Source organism: Mycoplana sp. BE70 (assembly GCF_031455855.1).
GTDB lineage: Bacteria > Pseudomonadota > Alphaproteobacteria > Rhizobiales > Rhizobiaceae > Mycoplana.
Window position 1 is genome coordinate 1 of the sequence record NZ_JAVDTM010000010.1, and the last position, 16011, is coordinate 16011.

The 16011-nt window shown below is 61.0% G+C and carries 14 protein-coding genes; 8 read left to right on the plus strand and 6 right to left on the minus strand.

Annotated elements, in window-relative coordinates:
- Positions 1–234 precede the first annotated feature (234 nt).
- Positions 235–1191 (plus strand): phosphoribosylaminoimidazolesuccinocarboxamide synthase, encoded by a 957-nt coding sequence (locus J2Y48_RS18385; protein WP_310420890.1) that lies wholly within the window; start codon positions 235–237, stop codon positions 1189–1191.
- 317 nt (positions 1192–1508) lie between these two features.
- Positions 1509–1844 (plus strand): heat shock protein HspQ, encoded by a 336-nt coding sequence (gene hspQ, locus J2Y48_RS18390; RefSeq protein ID WP_310421254.1) that lies wholly within the window; start codon positions 1509–1511, stop codon positions 1842–1844.
- A gap of 88 nt (positions 1845–1932) precedes the next feature.
- Here hspQ and J2Y48_RS18395 read toward each other — a convergent pair whose 3' ends face one another.
- A complete protein-coding gene (locus tag J2Y48_RS18395) occupies positions 1933–2550 on the minus strand; it encodes an invasion associated locus B family protein (RefSeq protein WP_310420892.1) in 618 nt (205 codons plus the stop codon).
- Between the two features lie 307 nt (positions 2551–2857).
- Here J2Y48_RS18395 and J2Y48_RS18400 point away from each other — a divergent pair, with 307 nt between their 5' ends.
- The gene (locus J2Y48_RS18400) at positions 2858–4630 is read left to right on the plus strand and encodes an extracellular solute-binding protein (RefSeq protein WP_310421256.1); all 1773 of its coding nucleotides are present in this window, start codon (positions 2858–2860) and stop codon (positions 4628–4630) included.
- Between the two features lie 115 nt (positions 4631–4745).
- On the plus strand, positions 4746–5417 hold the full coding sequence (locus J2Y48_RS18405; protein WP_310420894.1) for a DsbA family oxidoreductase: 672 nt from the start codon (positions 4746–4748) through the stop codon (positions 5415–5417).
- A gap of 132 nt (positions 5418–5549) precedes the next feature.
- Here J2Y48_RS18405 and J2Y48_RS18410 read toward each other — a convergent pair whose 3' ends face one another.
- Complete coding sequence (locus J2Y48_RS18410; protein ID WP_310420896.1) at positions 5550–5987, minus strand: DUF1489 family protein; 438 nt, start codon at positions 5985–5987, stop codon at positions 5550–5552.
- Between the two features lie 90 nt (positions 5988–6077).
- Positions 6078–7478 carry an L-serine ammonia-lyase gene (locus tag J2Y48_RS18415; protein ID WP_310420898.1) on the minus strand — a complete coding sequence of 467 codons (1401 nt, stop codon included), beginning with the start codon at positions 7476–7478 and terminating at the stop codon, positions 6078–6080.
- A gap of 652 nt (positions 7479–8130) precedes the next feature.
- Here J2Y48_RS18415 and J2Y48_RS18420 point away from each other — a divergent pair.
- From J2Y48_RS18420 to J2Y48_RS18430, 3 genes are all read left to right on the plus strand, one after another.
- Positions 8131–8820: a DUF599 family protein gene (locus J2Y48_RS18420; protein ID WP_310420899.1), complete on the plus strand. Its 690-nt coding sequence runs from the start codon at positions 8131–8133 to the stop codon at positions 8818–8820.
- 87 nt (positions 8821–8907) lie between these two features.
- Positions 8908–9921, plus strand: coding sequence for a DUF1624 domain-containing protein (locus J2Y48_RS18425; protein WP_310420901.1), 1014 nt, complete (start codon positions 8908–8910; stop codon positions 9919–9921).
- Between the two features lie 4 nt (positions 9922–9925).
- A complete protein-coding gene (locus J2Y48_RS18430; protein WP_310420903.1) occupies positions 9926–10399 on the plus strand; it encodes an isoprenylcysteine carboxylmethyltransferase family protein in 474 nt (157 codons plus the stop codon).
- Between the two features lie 53 nt (positions 10400–10452).
- On the opposite strand, the gene J2Y48_RS18435 is transcribed toward J2Y48_RS18430, so the two are convergent.
- Together J2Y48_RS18435 and mgtE are read right to left on the minus strand one after the other, a co-directional pair.
- Positions 10453–10839 (minus strand): MerR family DNA-binding transcriptional regulator, encoded by a 387-nt coding sequence (locus J2Y48_RS18435; RefSeq protein ID WP_310420905.1) that lies wholly within the window; start codon positions 10837–10839, stop codon positions 10453–10455.
- A 151-nt stretch (positions 10840–10990) separates the two neighbouring features.
- Complete coding sequence (mgtE, locus tag J2Y48_RS18440) at positions 10991–12421, minus strand: magnesium transporter (protein ID WP_310420907.1); 1431 nt, start codon at positions 12419–12421, stop codon at positions 10991–10993.
- Between the two features lie 355 nt (positions 12422–12776).
- Between mgtE and J2Y48_RS18445 the strand changes: the two genes are divergently transcribed.
- Entirely contained in the window at positions 12777–13280 is a 504-nt protein-coding gene (locus tag J2Y48_RS18445) for a peptide deformylase (protein ID WP_310420909.1), read from the plus strand.
- A gap of 157 nt (positions 13281–13437) precedes the next feature.
- Here the strand turns inward: J2Y48_RS18445 and J2Y48_RS18450 are convergent, their stop codons facing one another.
- Positions 13438–15585, minus strand: coding sequence for a hypothetical protein (locus J2Y48_RS18450; RefSeq protein WP_310420911.1), 2148 nt, complete (start codon positions 15583–15585; stop codon positions 13438–13440).
- Positions 15586–16011 lie beyond the last annotated feature (426 nt).

Genomic DNA, 16011 nt, shown 5'->3' on the forward strand with positions numbered 1-16011 from the left:
CTGCGAATAGCAAAGCGACACGAGAAATATCTCCAATGCGAAACCATTGTTTTTATTGGCATGTCGCACTTGGAAATAGAATGTACCCGGCTACAGACCTTTATTGCATAAGATAGATTATGGAACGTGCAGGTGAGATTTGTACAGCTTACCGGGTTCCGGCGGCTTGACCCGGCCTTTGCGGCTGCTTAAGCCGTGGCCCTATCAAATCCTGTTCCACGAAAGGCCCGGCCAATGAGCAATGCGCGCGTACTTTCCGATGCCTACATTGCCGAACTGCCGGGCTATTACAAAGGCAAGGTTCGCGAAAACTACGATCTCGCCGATGGCAGCCGCATCATCATCGCGACGGACCGCCTCAGCGCCTTCGACGTGATCCTGACGTCGATACCGTTCAAGGGCCAGGTGCTGACGCAGACGGCGCGCTATTGGTTCGAGGAAACGGCCGACATCTGCCCGAACCATGTCCTGGCCTATCCGGACCCGAATGTCGTCATTGGCACGCGACTCGATATCCTGCCCGTCGAGGTCGTCGTGCGCGGCTATCTCGCCGGTACGACCAGCACGTCGATCCTGACGAAATACAGGAACGGCGAGCGTGAGATGTACGGCATCCGCCTGCCGGACGGTTTGCGTGACAATGAGAAGCTGCCGCAGCCGATCATCACGCCGACCAGCAAGGCCTTCGACGGTGGACACGACGAGCCGCTCTCCGGCGCCGAGATCCTCGACCAGGGCCTGCTGACGCGCGAGCAATGGGAGACGGTCTCCGCCTATGCGCTGGCCCTCTTCGCCCGCGGTCAACAGCGCGCGGCCGAACGAGGTCTGATTCTCGTCGACACCAAGTACGAATTCGGGACCGACAAGGACGGTCGAATCGTGCTGGCTGACGAGATCCACACCCCGGACAGCAGCCGTTACTGGATCGCCGACAGCTACGGCGAAGCATTTGCTACCGGAAAGCGCCCGCTGAGTTTCGACAAGGACTTCGTGCGCGCCTGGGTCACCGAGCGTTGCGACCCCTACAAGGACCCGATCCCGGAAATTCCGGCCGAACTGATCGAGCAGACGTCGAAGGTCTATATCCAGGCCTACGAGACAATCACCGGACAAAAATTCGTCCCCGACCTTTCCGGCGCAACGGTGCTGGAGCGCATCCGCACAAACTTGCAGCCATATTTTGGGTCGTAGACGCGGTCCGGAATTGATGCTCTCGGTATTTGCGCGTCCGTCACGGCGGAGCCTCCCGCGCGTTTAAGTTTGCGCTTTCCGTCGCAGCTTCGTCATTTGGTGACGCGGCTTTGACTTCGGTTTTGGCCCCCTCTCCCGAATATTAGGGATTGAGTATATGCGGCTAAAGGCCAATATCGCTTCAACGCAATTCCTGCTTCAATTTATGCCGCGCACGCAGCGTTCCGCGGACCACGGTGTTCGCCAGGACCAGAATGGCAGAGGCCTTGTGTTTTGCGCGCTCCTTCCCAAATATTGGTGCGAAAGGAAAGCTCGACATGAAAATGAGAAATGCCAAGTTCGGGATTGGTGACGTCGTCCGCCATCGGATCTATCCGTTTCGCGGCGTGATCTTCGACGTCGACCCGGAGTTTGCCAATACTGATGAATGGTGGGATTCGATTCCTGCCGAGATACGGCCTTCAAAGGATCAACCGTTCTACCATCTCTTTGCCGAAAACGCTGAAACGGAATATGTCGCTTACGTTTCCGAGCAGAATCTGATGGCGGACGAAAGCGGTACTCCTATCCGTCACCCGCAGGTCAGGGCGCTGATGATGCCCGACGACGCCGGAACCTACCATTGGAAGGTCGATGCGGGCATCGTCCACTGAGCGCCCTCCTCCGATCGATGTGCGGCCAATCCATAAGCAAAAACCCGGCACGTTGGCCGGGTTTTTTAGGATTTGAACCTGTCTAAACTTACTGGCTCTTTGCCGCCTTCTGGGCGTCTTCGAGCTTCTTGCGGGCTTCGTCGGCCTTCTTTTGCATCTCTTCTTGCAGAAGACGCTGACGCTCCTCGAGCTTCGATTGCTCGATCGGCTCGCCGTCGAATGCGCCCGTGAAGCCGGACAGCGACATCTTGATCGGGTTCGGCGTGCGCTGGAAGTTGACGGAGGTGAACACCACCTCACCGCCCTTCTTCAGGCTCGCCAGCATCTGGTCGGTCAGCGGCGCCTCGGCGACGCACTTGTCGGGCATGCAGATGGCGTAGTCGATCTTCTGCGGCTTGCCGCCGTCGATCTGCATCGCCACGCCCGTCGGGATCAGCCGCGCACTCGGCACGGACACCTGGATGATCTTGCGATTGACCTTGCCCTCGACGGTGATCAGGCCGACAGCCGTCAGCAACTGGCCGCCGCCAGCCGTCAGCAGGTTCTGGACGATGCAGACGTCATTTTCTTCCTGCTTCGTGCAGACCTTGAACCAGCCCTGCGGGGCTGCGCCCTGCTGCGCCTGGGCAGTGGCAGGCAAAGTGCCGGCCGCGAGCGAAACTGCAAATGCCGAAAGCACTGCTTTTTTTGTAAGGATCGATTTCATAACGAGTTCCGTCTCCTGAAAACCGGTGCCGAGCGCTGTTCGCCCCTGAATGTTTCTGGTCAGCCGTGCGCTCTCCTGTCGGCGAATTGAGGCATTTGCATGACCCGTCTTTCGGGCTCTCCTGTTACAATGCGCCGCGGCGGATATCCAGCCTCCCCTCCGTGTTTTTGCCCAGACTTCATCAAAAAGGGGCGTCAAGAATGTTCGATCATGGCGCGGACATGTAAGTTGTCGCCGAATCGTCTTTTCAGCAATACGAGGAATCATCTTGCGGGCTCTATTGACAGCGCTCTTCATCGGACTTGCGATGCAGCCGGCTTGTCTTGCGGATGCTGCCCCGCTGCATGGGATCGCGATGCATGGCGATCCCGCGCTACCGCCGGACTACAAGCATTTTTCCTATGTGAATCCCGACGTTAAGAAGGGCGGCAAGATCACCTACGGCGTCGTCGGCACGTTCGACAACCTCAATCCCTTCATCCTCAAGAGCATGCGCACCACGGCGCGCGGCATGTGGGATCCGGAGTTCGGCAATCTCGTCTACGAATCGCTGATGCAGCGCTCGCGCGACGAGCCCTTTTCCATGTACGGCCTTTTGGCCGAGACCGTGGAATGGGACGACGAGCGCAGCTTCGTTCAGTTCAACCTCAATCCGAAGGCGCGATGGGCCGACGGCCAGCCGGTAACCGCCGAGGACGTCATCTTCTCTTTCGAGCTGTTGCGCGACAGGGGGCGCTCCCCCTTCAGCCGAAGGCTCGACGTTGTTGAGACGATGGAAAAGGTAGGCGACAACAGCGTCCGCTTCACTTTCAACGACAAGGCCGACCGCGAATCGCCGCTGCTGCTTGCCCTTTCTCCGGTGTTGCCGAAGCACACGATCGAAGTCGAAGGCTTTGACCGCACGACGTTGCAGTTCCCGCTCGGCTCCGGCCCCTACCGGATCAAGGAGGTGAAGCCCGGGGAAAAGATCGTTTTCGAGCGCAATCCCGACTACTGGGGCAAGGACCTTCCCGCGAAGGTCGGTTTTGACAACTATGACCAGATCACGGTCGAGTACTTCCTGCAGGAGAACTCCCTGTTCGAAGCCTTCAAGAAGGGCGACGTCGACGTCTTCCAGGAAGGCAATCCGACGAAATGGGCGCGGGGCTACGACTTTCCGGCGGTGGCCTCCGGCGCCATTCTCAAGGACACGTTCAAGCCGCAGGTTCCCTCGGGCATGCTCGGGTTCGTGTTCAACACCCGGCGCCCCATGTTCTCTGACGTCCGGCTGCGGCATGGACTATCGCTCGTCTTCGACTTCGAATGGGTGAACAAAAACCTGTTTGAAGGGGCCTACAAGCGGACGGAGAGCTTCTGGCAGAATTCTGATCTCTCGTCGCTCGGCGCTGCAGCGGACAATGGGGAGCGGCAGTTGCTGGGACCTGCCCTCGCCCGTATCGAGCCGGCAATTCTCGACGGGACCTATCGTTGGCCCGTTACCGATGCATCCGGCCGTGACCGCAAGGTATTGAAGCAGGCCGTGGTCCTGATGAAGGAGGCGGGATACACGATCAAGGACGGTGTCATGAGCGACGCTTCAGGCAGACCGCTCGCCTTCGAGATCATGACCCAGAACGCCGACCAGGAAAAACTCGCCCTCGCCTACCAGCGTTTTCTTGCCGCGCTCGGCATCCGCGTTTCCGTCCGCACGGTCGATGATTCGCAGTATCAGAGCCGCGCCCAGACCTTCGACTACGACGTCATCATCCGGGCCTACGCCTCGTCGCTTTCGCCGGGAATCGAGCAGGCGACGCGTTGGCGTTCCGATTTTCGGGATCGCGAAGGAAGCGAGGCCTTCGCCGGCGCCAACGATCCCGAGGTCGACCGGCTGGTGGATGCGATCCTGGCCGCGCGCAGCGCCGAGAATTTCCGCTCCGCGGTGCGCGCGCACGACCGCATGCTGCTGTCCAACCATTACGTCCTGCCTCTCTATCATCTCGGCCAGCAGTGGGTGGCGCGGCACAGCTACATCGCGCATCCGGAGACGATGCCGCTCTATGGCTACCAGTTTCCGGTGTGGTGGGATGCGCGCGTCCAATAGGGGCGGTCCAATCGCTGATTCTGACGACTAACGGCGGACGGACCGTTGAAGTGCAGCACGCTCGCAACTATCTGCGGATTGTAACAGGCCCCTTGCGCAGGAGGACAGACGGGACATGGAAACCGTAACGATCGACGTCGTCTCCGATGTTGTGTGCCCCTGGTGCTATCTGGGCAAGAAGAGGCTTGCGCAGGCGGTCGACGCTGTCTGCGACGAACTGAACGTATCGGTCACCTTCCGACCCTACCAGCTCAATCCGGATATGCCGGCGCAAGGGGTGGACCACAAGAGCCACCTCGCCGAGAAACTCGGTGGCGAAGCGGCGGTCGAGCGCGCCCACAAGACGCTGACAGAACTCGGCGAGCAGGCCGGCATCGACTTCCATTTCGATGCCATCTCACGAAGCCCGAACACGCTCGACGCGCACCGGCTGATGCGCTGGGCGATGATCGAGGGCCCGCAAGTGCAGCACCGCGTCACGCTGGCGCTGTTCAAGGCCTACTTCGAGGAGGGCCGGAACATCGGCGAGCGCAGTGTACTCCTGGACATCGCCGAGAAGTGCGGCATGGATCGGGCCGTCGTCTGCACGCTCTTTTCGGCAGGCGCCGATGTCGATTCCGTCAAGGAGGAGATCGGTATGGCGCGCGAGATGGGTATCACCGGCGTTCCTTGTTTCATCATCGACAACAAGTATGCGGTGATGGGGGCGCAATCGACCGAAGTGCTGGCAAGTGCAATTCGTGAGGCTGCTGCCCTGAAGCAGTCAGAAGCGCCGGGCGAAGGTTAGGCGAACAAAGCGAGTCGTGCCGGGGGCAGCTAAGTCGCGGCAACGAAGCTAAGGGCTACGGCGGCCTGATGCGGCGCCCTCATGTGGTCGATGGCTGTAGCCGCGTGGCCCTCGTCCATTAGGGCTGCCGGCTCAGAGAAGCCCCAATTCAGCCAGCTCCCGCCTCAACTCGAGCGGCAGGTCGGCATTGCCTCCGTCGAGATTGCGCAGATCGCGCGGCGCGTCCTCTTCTTTCAGATAGCGCCACCCTTGAAAGGCGCGCTTGGGCTGGAACTCCGTCTCGATCACCTCCGGCCCCAATATCAGTTCGCAGCGCGTGATCCCGTCAACATCCTTGAAAGTCCGCAGGTCCATCAGCCGCTGGCGGGCCTGAACCTGTCCCTTGATCACCCAGTAGAGAGAGCCCCCGTCGAGCAGTTCTTCGACGCGCTTGGGGATCATTCTTGTCGTGTGGGACGAACTTGGCTCGAGGCCGGCGGCGAGCGCCACCAGCGCGCGCTTCGAAACCCACTCGCGCAAGTCGTCGAGCGTTTCCGCACCGACGCAGAGTTTGATGAGATGCAGGGCCATGGCCGCTTCAACGCCTTTCTGCTCCCGCCGTCAAGGTTGGCGTGCGCACTCCCCCCTGATTGCCTGTGCGTCAGGGACGGCAAAGTCGCCTCAACACTCGACAACGTTCACGGCAAGACCGCCGGTCGAGGTCTCCTTGTATTTCTCGTTCATGTCGACACCGGTCTGGCGCATGGTCTCGATGCAAGCGTCCAGCGGCACGAAATGCGTGCCGTCGCCCTTGATCGCGAGCGAGGCTGCGGTCACGGCCTTGACAGCGCCAAGCGCGTTGCGCTCGATGCACGGCACCTGGACCAGACCGGCGACCGGGTCGCAGGTCATCCCAAGGTGATGCTCGAGCGCGATCTCGGCTGCGTTCTCGATCTGCTCCGGTGTGCCGCCCATCACGGCGGCCAGGCCGGCCGCCGCCATGGCCGAGGCCGATCCCACCTCGCCCTGACAGCCGACTTCGGCACCGGAAATCGAGGCGTTGTGCTTGATGATGCCGCCGATCGCAGCCGCGGTCAGCATGTAGTCACGAATGCCTTCGGCATCGGCATCCTCGTGGAAATGCAGGTAGTAGCGGATCGTCGCCGGGACGACGCCCGCCGCACCGTTTGTCGGCGAAGTCACGACCCGGCCGCCGGCGGCGTTTTCCTCGTTTACCGCCATGGCATAGACGCTGAGCCAGTCGTTCGCCAGCAGTGGGTTGGCCTTGTTCGAACGCCAATCCTCCTGCAACTTATCGTGGATCATCCGCGCGCGCCGCTTCACCTTCAGCCCGCCCGGCATGATGCCCTCCCCCTGAAGCCCGCGATCGATGCAGTTCTTCATCGCCTCCCAGATGCGATCCAGTCCGGCATCGAGGTCCTCCCGGGACATGACGGTTTCCTCGTTCGCCCGTTTCATCTGGGCGATCGTCAGCCCGGAGCGGGCCGCCATCTCCAGCATCTCTTTCGCCGTGGCGAACGGGAACGGGATCTTGCGCTCGCTGGCCTGGGCCTTGGTCGCCCGCATTGCCTCCAGTTCCGTGTCGGTCACCACGAACCCGCCGCCGACGGAATAGTAGATGCGCTTGAGCAGTTGGCGACCATCGCGGTCATAGGCGGAAAAGGTCATGCCGTTCGCATGCCCCGGCAACGGCGTCTTCTTGTCAAAGACCAGATCGTGCTTCGGCTGGAACGCATAGCCGGGATGCCCCGGCGGGGTGACACGGCCGGTCCGCTCCACCTCGGCGATGATCGCGTCCATCTGGTCAGGGTCGACCTGGTCCGGGCGCTCCCCCATCAGTCCGAGGATGACCGCCCGGTCGGAGCCGTGGCCGACGCCGGTATAGGCCAGCGAGCCATGCAGGCTCATTTTGATGGCTGCGACGGTCGCTCCGGAGGGACGCGGCCAGTCGGCCGAGAGAATGAGATCGAGGAAGCGGTTGGCCGCCGACATCGGTCCCATCGTGTGGGAACTGGACGGGCCGATGCCGATCTTGAAGACGTCGAATACGGAGAGAAACATGCCTGACCTGCCATATCGTGCAGCCGCATCGCGGCCGGAACCTGTGCCGCCGTGCCGCCCGTTGAGTGGCCACGGAAAGCGACACAGCCATATGTGGTAGAAGCTACGCCATCACGCAAGCGTCATCGAGTGGTGTCCCGACATTGGCTTTCACGGCTGCGACATGCCTACGCATACCGTCCCCCAAAAAAGAAAGCAGCGCGCCTGGGAGTGGCGCACTGCTTTCGCTCGTTACGAGAGGGATGTGATCAATTGCCCCCAAAGAGATAGACAAGGGCAATAAAGCCCGCAAAACCGAGAACCATCCGGAGGGTCAGGCCCCAACAGAACTTCTGAGCGGTATTTTCCATGATTTCCCCAAACGAAGAACACTGTGCCGGCGCCGCTGGAGCGCCGAACGCGACCTTCATTAGTGAATAGTTTATGAAAACGCAATCGCAAAAAATGGCAGAAAAAAGGCGGGGGCATCGCGCCTCATGCACTGGGCAGGTGGAGGTGCCTGCAAAATCAATTCGTTGAGGGATGTTCGCCCTCCCCTGCGCAAGCGGGGCTGGCCATACTTCGGTCAAAGGTGTCAACACCACGCCATCCGGTTCGCGATCGGCCCTGGCGCCCGTTCCCAAATCACCCAAACCGTGGCACACCTCGATCCATGTCAGTTGCCGATCCTATTGCCTTCACCGTGTTCATCGTTCTGTGGCTGGGCTATGCCTGGACCACGGACAATCGGCGCTTTCGCAACAGGGTAAGCCTGACGCGCGCAATGAACGCGCAGCGCGCTGCCTGGATCCGAAACGCCCTGCACCGCGACCTTCGCATGATCGACACCCAGATCATGTCCGGCCTTCAGAACGGTACCGCATTTTTCGCCTCCACCTCGATCCTGGCACTCGGCGGCTGCTTTGCCTTGCTCGGCGCTACCGAGAAGGTCTTCCTGGTTCTGGGTGACCTGCCGCTCGTTTTTCAGGCGGGGCGCGCCGGCTTCGAACTGAAGGTTGGCGGCCTTGCCTGCATTTTCGGCTACGCCTTTTTCAAGTTTGGATGGTCCTATCGGCTCTTCAACTACTGCACGATCCTTCTCGGGGCCGTCCCGATGGCCGGGGACATCGACAAGGACCCGGCGGCGGCGGAGCTTGCCGCCGACAAGGTCATCCAGATGAACATCCTGGCCGCCAGCCATTTCAACGCCGGCCTGCGCGCGATCTTCCTCTCGATCGGGTATCTTGGCTGGTTCGTCAGCCCCTACCTGTTCATGGTGTCGACGGCCTTCATCATCTTCGTGCTTGTCCGCCGCCAGTTCTATTCCGAAGCGCGCTGGACCGTTCTGGAGCGGGGCGAGTAGACGCGCAGACCGCCACCTTTCCGCCATCCGTCCGGCACAAGGTCCAAACCCGAACATTGCAAGAGCGAATCGGAATAGACCGCCCCCATGACGACAACGACGACAGACCCCGCCGGACTGCACGGCGGAACAACGATCCCGGCAAAGCGACTGCAATGGCTCGACGCAGCCCGGGGCATGGCACTCATTGCCATGGCCGTCTACCACTTCACGTGGGATCTGGACTATTTCGGATACATAGCACCGGGAACGGCAGCCACCGGCGGCTGGAAGATCTTTGCCCGTCTCATCGCCGGCAGCTTCATCTTCCTCGCGGGCTTCAGTCTCGTCCTCGGCCACCGTTCGGAAATCCGCTGGCGCCCCTTCTGGATCCGCTTCGGCCGGATCACCGCCGCGGCATTGCTGATCACGGTTGCCACCTATTTCATTTTTCCAGGCAGTTTCATCTTTTTCGGCATTCTGCACCTGATCGCTGCAGCGAGCCTGATCGGCCTGCTCTTTCTCCGTCTGCCGATCCTGGCGATCCTGCTTGCCGCCGCCGCCGCGTTCGCCGCGCCGCATTATCTGCGCTCCGCCGTCTTCGATCAGCCGGCGCTGCTGTGGGTCGGGCTGTCGCAAACAATGCCGCGATCCAACGACTATGTGCCCCTGCTGCCGTGGTTCGGCGCGTTCCTGCTCGGCATGGCCACCAGCCGACTCTTTCTTTTGCGGAAGGCGCCGGTTTCAATCACCCCGCGTCCAGCTGTGAACAGCCGGTGGATATCCCTCCTTGGTACTGCTGGTCGCCACAGTCTCGCCATCTACCTTCTTCACCAGCCGGTGCTGATCGCGCTGGTCTATCTCCTCACCCTTGTCGTGCCGCCCGAAAGGCTCGACCCGGTGGAGAGCTACAGGCAGAGTTGCGTCGCAGCCTGCGGTGCCGACACGGACGCCGCATTCTGCAGCGCTTTCTGCGACTGCACGCTCGGTCGACTGCTGCAAGACGAACTGTTCAACGGCCTGAACGACGGCACGATCAATGCCGGGACGGACGCACGGATCGCCGCGATCTCGCAGCAGTGCACCACGGAAGCGCTGGCGGGCAGTAGTTTGAAGGAGTAGCCGCATGAATGCCTATTGGAGCAAGCCATTCACTTTTCCCTGGCCTCCGATCATTTATGCGCTCGCCGGCTTGGCCGCCCTCGCCCTTCAATTGTGCTGCCCAGCGGAATTTTCGGTAACACAGCTCTGGCTGTCGAATGCAGCCGGCGCGCTTCTACTCTTGTTCGCCGCCGTGCTCGGCATCTGGGCGCTGCGCACCCTGAAGGACGGCCAGACCACCGCCCTGCCGCATCGCTGCGCCAGCCATCTGGTGACGAATGGTCCCTATCGGTACACCCGAAATCCTATCTACCTCGCCCACACGCTGGCGATCGCAGGCCTTGGAATTTTGCTGCAGAATCCGTGGTTTCTGGCGGCAGCGGTCGCCGCCGTCATCGTGACGACGCTCGTGGCCGTCCGCCGGGAGGAGCTGCACCTGTTGTCACGTTTCGGTTGTGATTTCGAGCGCTACTGTCGATCAACGGCGCGCTGGATCTAAGAGGCCCTAACCCATTGCGTCGGCCACAATGGTGAGAATGACTACGCCCGTGGTCAGGTGCCGACCCCGATCTCCGCCAGGCGTGTCAGGCATGCCTCTTCGACGTTGTCGAGTTCGGCAAGCGTCTCGTCGATATCACGACGCTTCTGCCGCAACTCCTCACGCTTCTCATTGACCTTCTGCATGAGAAGCTGCAACTGCCCCGTCTCGCCGGGCGGATCCTTGTAGACCTGGATGATTTCGCGGATCTCCGAAATCGTGAAGCCGATCCGGCGTCCGCGCAGAATTTCCTTGATCAGATGCCGATCGGCCGGGCGGAACAGACGCGTGCGGCCGCGACGTTCGGGATGGATCAGGCCTTCGTCCTCGTAGAAGCGCAAGGTGCGTGTCGATACACCGAATTCGCGCGTCAGTTCCGTTATGGTGTAGTATTTGTTCACGCTGGCTCCGAACACCCGAGGATCGCGCGATATTATTGACATTTACGTGAAAGTCAATTTTTGCCCAGTTGGCTATCCGCGAACAGGCGGCGCCGGTCTCGGGAACGATTCGTGACAACACGGGCGAACGGACAAACGACCATTATCCGTTTCAGTGGATGGCAAACCACCAGGTGGCGAGACCAAGGAAAGAAAAGAAGCCTGTAGTATCGGTGACCGCCGTGACGAAGACGGTCGAGGATACCGCAGGGTCGGCCCCTACCCTGTCCAACACCAGCGGGATCATGATGCCCGCCAGCGCTGCCGCCATCATGTTGATCAACATCGCCGTGGCGATGATGCCGCCGATATTGGCATCGTGAAACCAAAGCCCCGCGACGCAGCCGATCAGCGTCCCGCAGAGGACGCCGTTCAGAAGGCCGACCCCGGCCTCGCGGCGGACGACGCGCCAGGCGTTGTGGATATCGAGATTGCGGGTGGCAAGCGCCCGCACAGTCACGGTCATCGTCTGCGAGCCGGCGTTGCCGCCCATCCCGGCCACGATCGGCATGAGAATGGCGAGCGCCACGATCTCCTCGATCGTCGCCTCGAAGATCGAGATAACCGAAGCGGCGATCGCGGCGGTGAACAGGTTGACGAGCAGCCAGGGGACGCGCGAGCGCGATGTCTCGAGGACGGTGTCGGACAGTTCCTCGTCGCCGACACCGCCGAGGCGCATCAGGTCCTCCTCGGCCTCTTCCTGGATCACGTCGACGACGTCGTCGATCGTCAGCACGCCGACCAGTCGGCCGTTCTCGTCGACGACGGCGGCCGAGAGAAGGTCATACTGCTCGAACAGCTGCGCCGCCTCTTCCTGGTCCATCAGGGCCGGTATCGGATGGCTCGTCTGGCGCATCACCGTTTCGACCTTGATGTCGCGCTTCGAACGCAAGACCCGGTCGAGATCGACAACGCCGACGAGCCGAAAGGTCGGGTCGATGACGAAGATCTCGGTGAAGCTGTCGGGAAGATCCTCGTCCTCGCGCATGTAGTCGATCGTCTGGCCGATCGTCCAGAATGGCGGCACCGCGACGAATTCCGAACGCATGCGCCGGCCAGCCGTGCTCTCCGGATAGTCGAGCGAACGGCGAAGGCGGATCCGCTCGGTGAACGGCAGCTTCGAAAGGATCTCGTCCTGGTCTTCCTGGTCGAGGTCTTCGAGAATGTAGACGGCGTCATCCGATTCCATCCCGCCAATCGCCGCGGCGATCTGCTCGTTGGGCAGATGCTCGACGATATCGAGGCGGATTGCCTCGTCCACTTCCGTGAGCGCGGCAAGGTCGAACTCGTCGCCGAGGAGCGAGACGAGCGCACGCCGCTGCTCGGGCTGGATGGCCTCGAGCAGGTCGCCCATTTCCGATTCGTGCAGGTTGGCGACATGACGGCGCAGGAACAGCATGTCGCGATCGGCGATCGCCGCCCCCACATGCATGAGGAAGTCGGAGCGCACCGAACCGTCCGGCGCGTAGATGTCACCACCGTCGAACGCGGCCGCCTCGACGGACGGAGCACGTTCGCGATCGTCTTCGCCGCTGTCCGTCATCCCAGCCGCTCCTCGAAAAGCACTCCTCGACGCCGTATCCAAGTGACGCGGCTGCGAGGGCGATAGATTTTGATTGCCATGCCGTTGCCGGGCAGCGCAAGCTCTCCGCCTTGCGGCCCGGCCTCGTGCTAACCCAAAGGATTGTCGTGGTCCACAGCCATGCGCGGCAAAACGATGTGCCAGCGCGGCAAAATTCCTGCACTGTTGCGAAATTCGATCCCCGTCTTTTCATGCAAGGAAACGCTGCGCGCCATCGAAACCCAGCCACCAATCGGCGGCTCCCAAATGGCACGGTCTTTTCAACCCGGGGGCAAATCTGTAGTTCGGCACGCAACGGCTTTTAAGGACGCGGTAGATGACGATACGCCCCATAGTGCGGTTTCCCGACGAACGGTTGCGGATGCCGTGCCATCCGGTAACGATGTTCGACGACGCGCTTGCGACGCTCGCCACCGACCTTGTGCAAACGATGCGCGCCGCTCCCGGCATCGGCATCACTGCCGCCCACGTCGGTGAGCCGAATCGCCTCGTCGTGATCGAGCTCGACGGTCCTCAATCGACACGCATCTACGTCAATCCGGTAGTCGAGTGGGCATCGGAAGAAATGAGCACGCACACCGAGGGCAGCGTCTCGATGCCCGGCGTCGTCGAGGAGGTCACGCGCGCTTCGAAAGTACGCGCCCGTTACTCGGACCTCACGGGCGCGCCGAAGATCGAAGAGGCGGACGGCCTGCTCGCCGTCTGCCTCCAGCACGAGATCGACCAGCTCGACGGGATCTTCTGGATCGACCGGTTGTCGCGGCTGAAGCGCGACCGGATCGTCAAGAAATTCCGCAAGCTGCAGAAGGATCAGGGCTGAACCATCCGCATCGCGCCAACCGCAGTTGCGGCGGACTCCCTGTTGCTCCGTGGCGTTAAAGCATGTCTCCCGAAAGTGGGATCGGTGCCGGGACAAAGACATGCGAAAGAACAAGGACCTAAAGCGTGGCAAGCGAATTGAATAATCGCGACACGTTTTAGGCGCGGAATTCAACAATACCGCGCTCCAACGCCGGGTTTCTCGAACCAGCGACATCCGGCGCAGGAAGCTCATCCCCGTGATGGCGAGCTGCGCCGATATCTAAACCCTGTTCGGCCGAGGCGTAGATCAGACTGTCCGCCCACTCCCTGGCCTTGCAAGCCTGCGCGACCCGCACCGCTTCGCGATAGACCGCCGCTTTCGGGTAACGGGCAAGCACGCTTGCAATCAGGCGCCGTGCCTCCTTGAGCTTTCCACGAACGCGGAAGATTTCCGACAGTTGAACGGCGTAGTCGGCGAATTCGCCGTCTCCCGGTTCAGACGTCAACAGCAACGCCTCCGCCTCATCGATCCGGCCTTTCTCAATAAGTCGGCGCGTCTCGGCGTTCACCGAATCTGCGGCAAAGAACTGGACGGCAGTGCGTAGCGCGTCATCATACGGCAATGGCCCGGGGATGGACTGTTCAAAGGACGGCCAGCTTTCGGCGTGACCTGGATCGACGAAGCACGCCGAGGCCATTGCGGCGATCACATCGGACGGACGGCCATCGAGCGCCAGCACCTTGGCCTCCAGCATATAGCCATGTCCATTCCGCCAACGAGGCTCATAGACGTTGAGGGCCTTGAGAATGTTTCCTGCAGCCGAAAAGTCTTTCCGAAGCACAGCGATTTCCGCGATGCCTGCGAACATCTCGGCCTGCAGGTCTCCCGACAACAGGAGCTTGAGATACATTTCCAGCGCGACATCAGTGCGGCGATTGCGCAATTCGAACTGGGCCAGCCGTAGTCGATCCGACTGGCTTCCGGACATCGGCACTGCGCGGGGCATGCTTGCCTGTGCCGTCAGGCTTCCGTCCGCGAGATAGGCAAGCGTACACCGGGCGGTTTCCACATCGCCGGACTGCTCGCACAAGGACGCCCAAAGCCGCAGCAGATGCCGGTCTGGATAGCAGGACCATAAATCGCAGACCAGTCGCTCGAACACCAACCGAGGCAAGACGATACGAAGCTCGTCAAGGAGTCGCACATAGGCTGGCGTATTTCTGAGTTTGCCGCAGATCAGATAGCTGGCGAAGAGCTGGAAGTGATGGCTTTGATCGACTGCAAGGATGCGGCCGACGCCCCGGGCGAGAATGGCATCGTTCCGTTCGTCCCTGAGTGCAACCGCAAGCGCGTCCGAGCGCAGGGTGGCGGGCCAGAGATGCGAATCGAAGCACTCGGCGCGCTCGGCGACATCGGCGACAAGCGAATCGGTGGCGTCGCGGCGTTCGGCGACGATTCGCATGATCGTCGCCAGGCACCCGCGAACCGGATCATCCAGGCTGACGAGGTATTTCGGGTAAAGCAGATAGGCAGCACAGAAGACTTCTTCGACAGTAAGCCGCCGTTTGCGACGCTCCACCTGCACCCTGTCGTCCGTGAGCCCCCAGCCGGAGTAGAACGGTGCACCAATGGTCGTAACCCCCACGCCGTGGATGAGCGCTTCAAATCCGGACAGGGACGTCAACGTATAGACGTGATCCACGTGCTCGAAGAGTGCGCCGAGGATGAGATCTCCCTCCAGGACGCGGCAGTAAGCCGTATACTCGTCCATTGCATGGAGATTGTTTCGTAACCCGTTGAGAACATCGGGATGCGGCTTGTAGAGGATTTCCGCATCCGGGTTCTCTTCCAGCGCCAGCTTGATAAGCCGGAGGTCCGTCCAGCCGGCCGCGAGTCCGCAACGGATCGACGCATCCGCCTCCACCTGCCCAAGAACCAGTATCCGTCGGCGTATCTGCATGCCGAGAACTTCGTCGGCCGCCTGAGCGCAGGCGAGGTTGTATTTGCTGACATTGAGGTCGCGAATGATCTTGAGCAGCGCCCGGGACGCTTCGATCAATTCGGGAATTGCACCGAAATCCGTCTCATTCAGGAGTGTTTCCAGGCGGGACGGACTGCGGGCATCGAAATAGATCCCCTGGTCGTCGATTGCGAGCGAAAGTGCTGTCGTGTGGCGCCCGCCGAGATCCGACGATCGGACGAAGCCGTCCTCCACGCGCAACACGGGAATCTCTCTGGCGGAAGCATAGGCAGTGACATCAGGCCGTTCGACCGCCCCCCACAACACAAAGCGCGTCCCGGTAAGGTCGCAGTTGTCCAGCATTGCACTGACACTGCGCCAAGGACGATTTTTCGACACGAAAACCGTGCGAAACTGCGGGAAATAGCGTGACACGAAGTCCCGCTTCCATGGATTGAAATCCCAAAAGAAAGCCAATGGTTTTTCTGGACCGTCCCGCCAATTGTCGCCGACCAGGTCGAATATGTCGGGTGTGAGGGCCACGGCTTGATGTGAGCGTCCGGGAGGAAGCCGCGAGAAATCGTCAGGGACGGAACCAAACCTGCTCTGCATCGGCCTGAGCGCTCTGCGGCAAGCCTTTCTTATCGCCTTGAGAGAAACCATCGTGAATATGCCACCGCAATGTTTACTGGACTCTGTCGTAGTGTTCATCGCGGCGATTCAATCAGACTTCCATGAGAGCTATGTGACAACCGGACACACTGCCGAGCGCAACAATGCAGGCTGAGG

Coding starts and splice junctions, on each gene's coding strand:
- J2Y48_RS18420 (WP_310420899.1), top strand. CDS start 8,131: ATGTCAGTTGCCGATCCTATTGCCTTCACCGTGTTCATCGTTCTGTGG.
- J2Y48_RS18450 (WP_310420911.1), bottom strand. CDS start 15,585: ATGCTGGACAACTGCGACCTTACCGGGACGCGCTTTGTGTTGTGGGGG.
- J2Y48_RS18425 (WP_310420901.1), top strand. CDS start 8,908: ATGACGACAACGACGACAGACCCCGCCGGACTGCACGGCGGAACAACG.
- hspQ (WP_310421254.1), top strand. CDS start 1,509: ATGAAAATGAGAAATGCCAAGTTCGGGATTGGTGACGTCGTCCGCCAT.
- J2Y48_RS18385 (WP_310420890.1), top strand. CDS start 235: ATGAGCAATGCGCGCGTACTTTCCGATGCCTACATTGCCGAACTGCCG.
- J2Y48_RS18395 (WP_310420892.1), bottom strand. CDS start 2,550: ATGAAATCGATCCTTACAAAAAAAGCAGTGCTTTCGGCATTTGCAGTT.
- J2Y48_RS18410 (WP_310420896.1), bottom strand. CDS start 5,987: ATGGCCCTGCATCTCATCAAACTCTGCGTCGGTGCGGAAACGCTCGAC.
- J2Y48_RS18400 (WP_310421256.1), top strand. CDS start 2,858: ATGCAGCCGGCTTGTCTTGCGGATGCTGCCCCGCTGCATGGGATCGCG.
- J2Y48_RS18445 (WP_310420909.1), top strand. CDS start 12,777: ATGACGATACGCCCCATAGTGCGGTTTCCCGACGAACGGTTGCGGATG.
- mgtE (WP_310420907.1), bottom strand. CDS start 12,421: ATGACGGACAGCGGCGAAGACGATCGCGAACGTGCTCCGTCCGTCGAG.
- J2Y48_RS18405 (WP_310420894.1), top strand. CDS start 4,746: ATGGAAACCGTAACGATCGACGTCGTCTCCGATGTTGTGTGCCCCTGG.
- J2Y48_RS18430 (WP_310420903.1), top strand. CDS start 9,926: ATGAATGCCTATTGGAGCAAGCCATTCACTTTTCCCTGGCCTCCGATC.
- J2Y48_RS18415 (WP_310420898.1), bottom strand. CDS start 7,478: ATGTTTCTCTCCGTATTCGACGTCTTCAAGATCGGCATCGGCCCGTCC.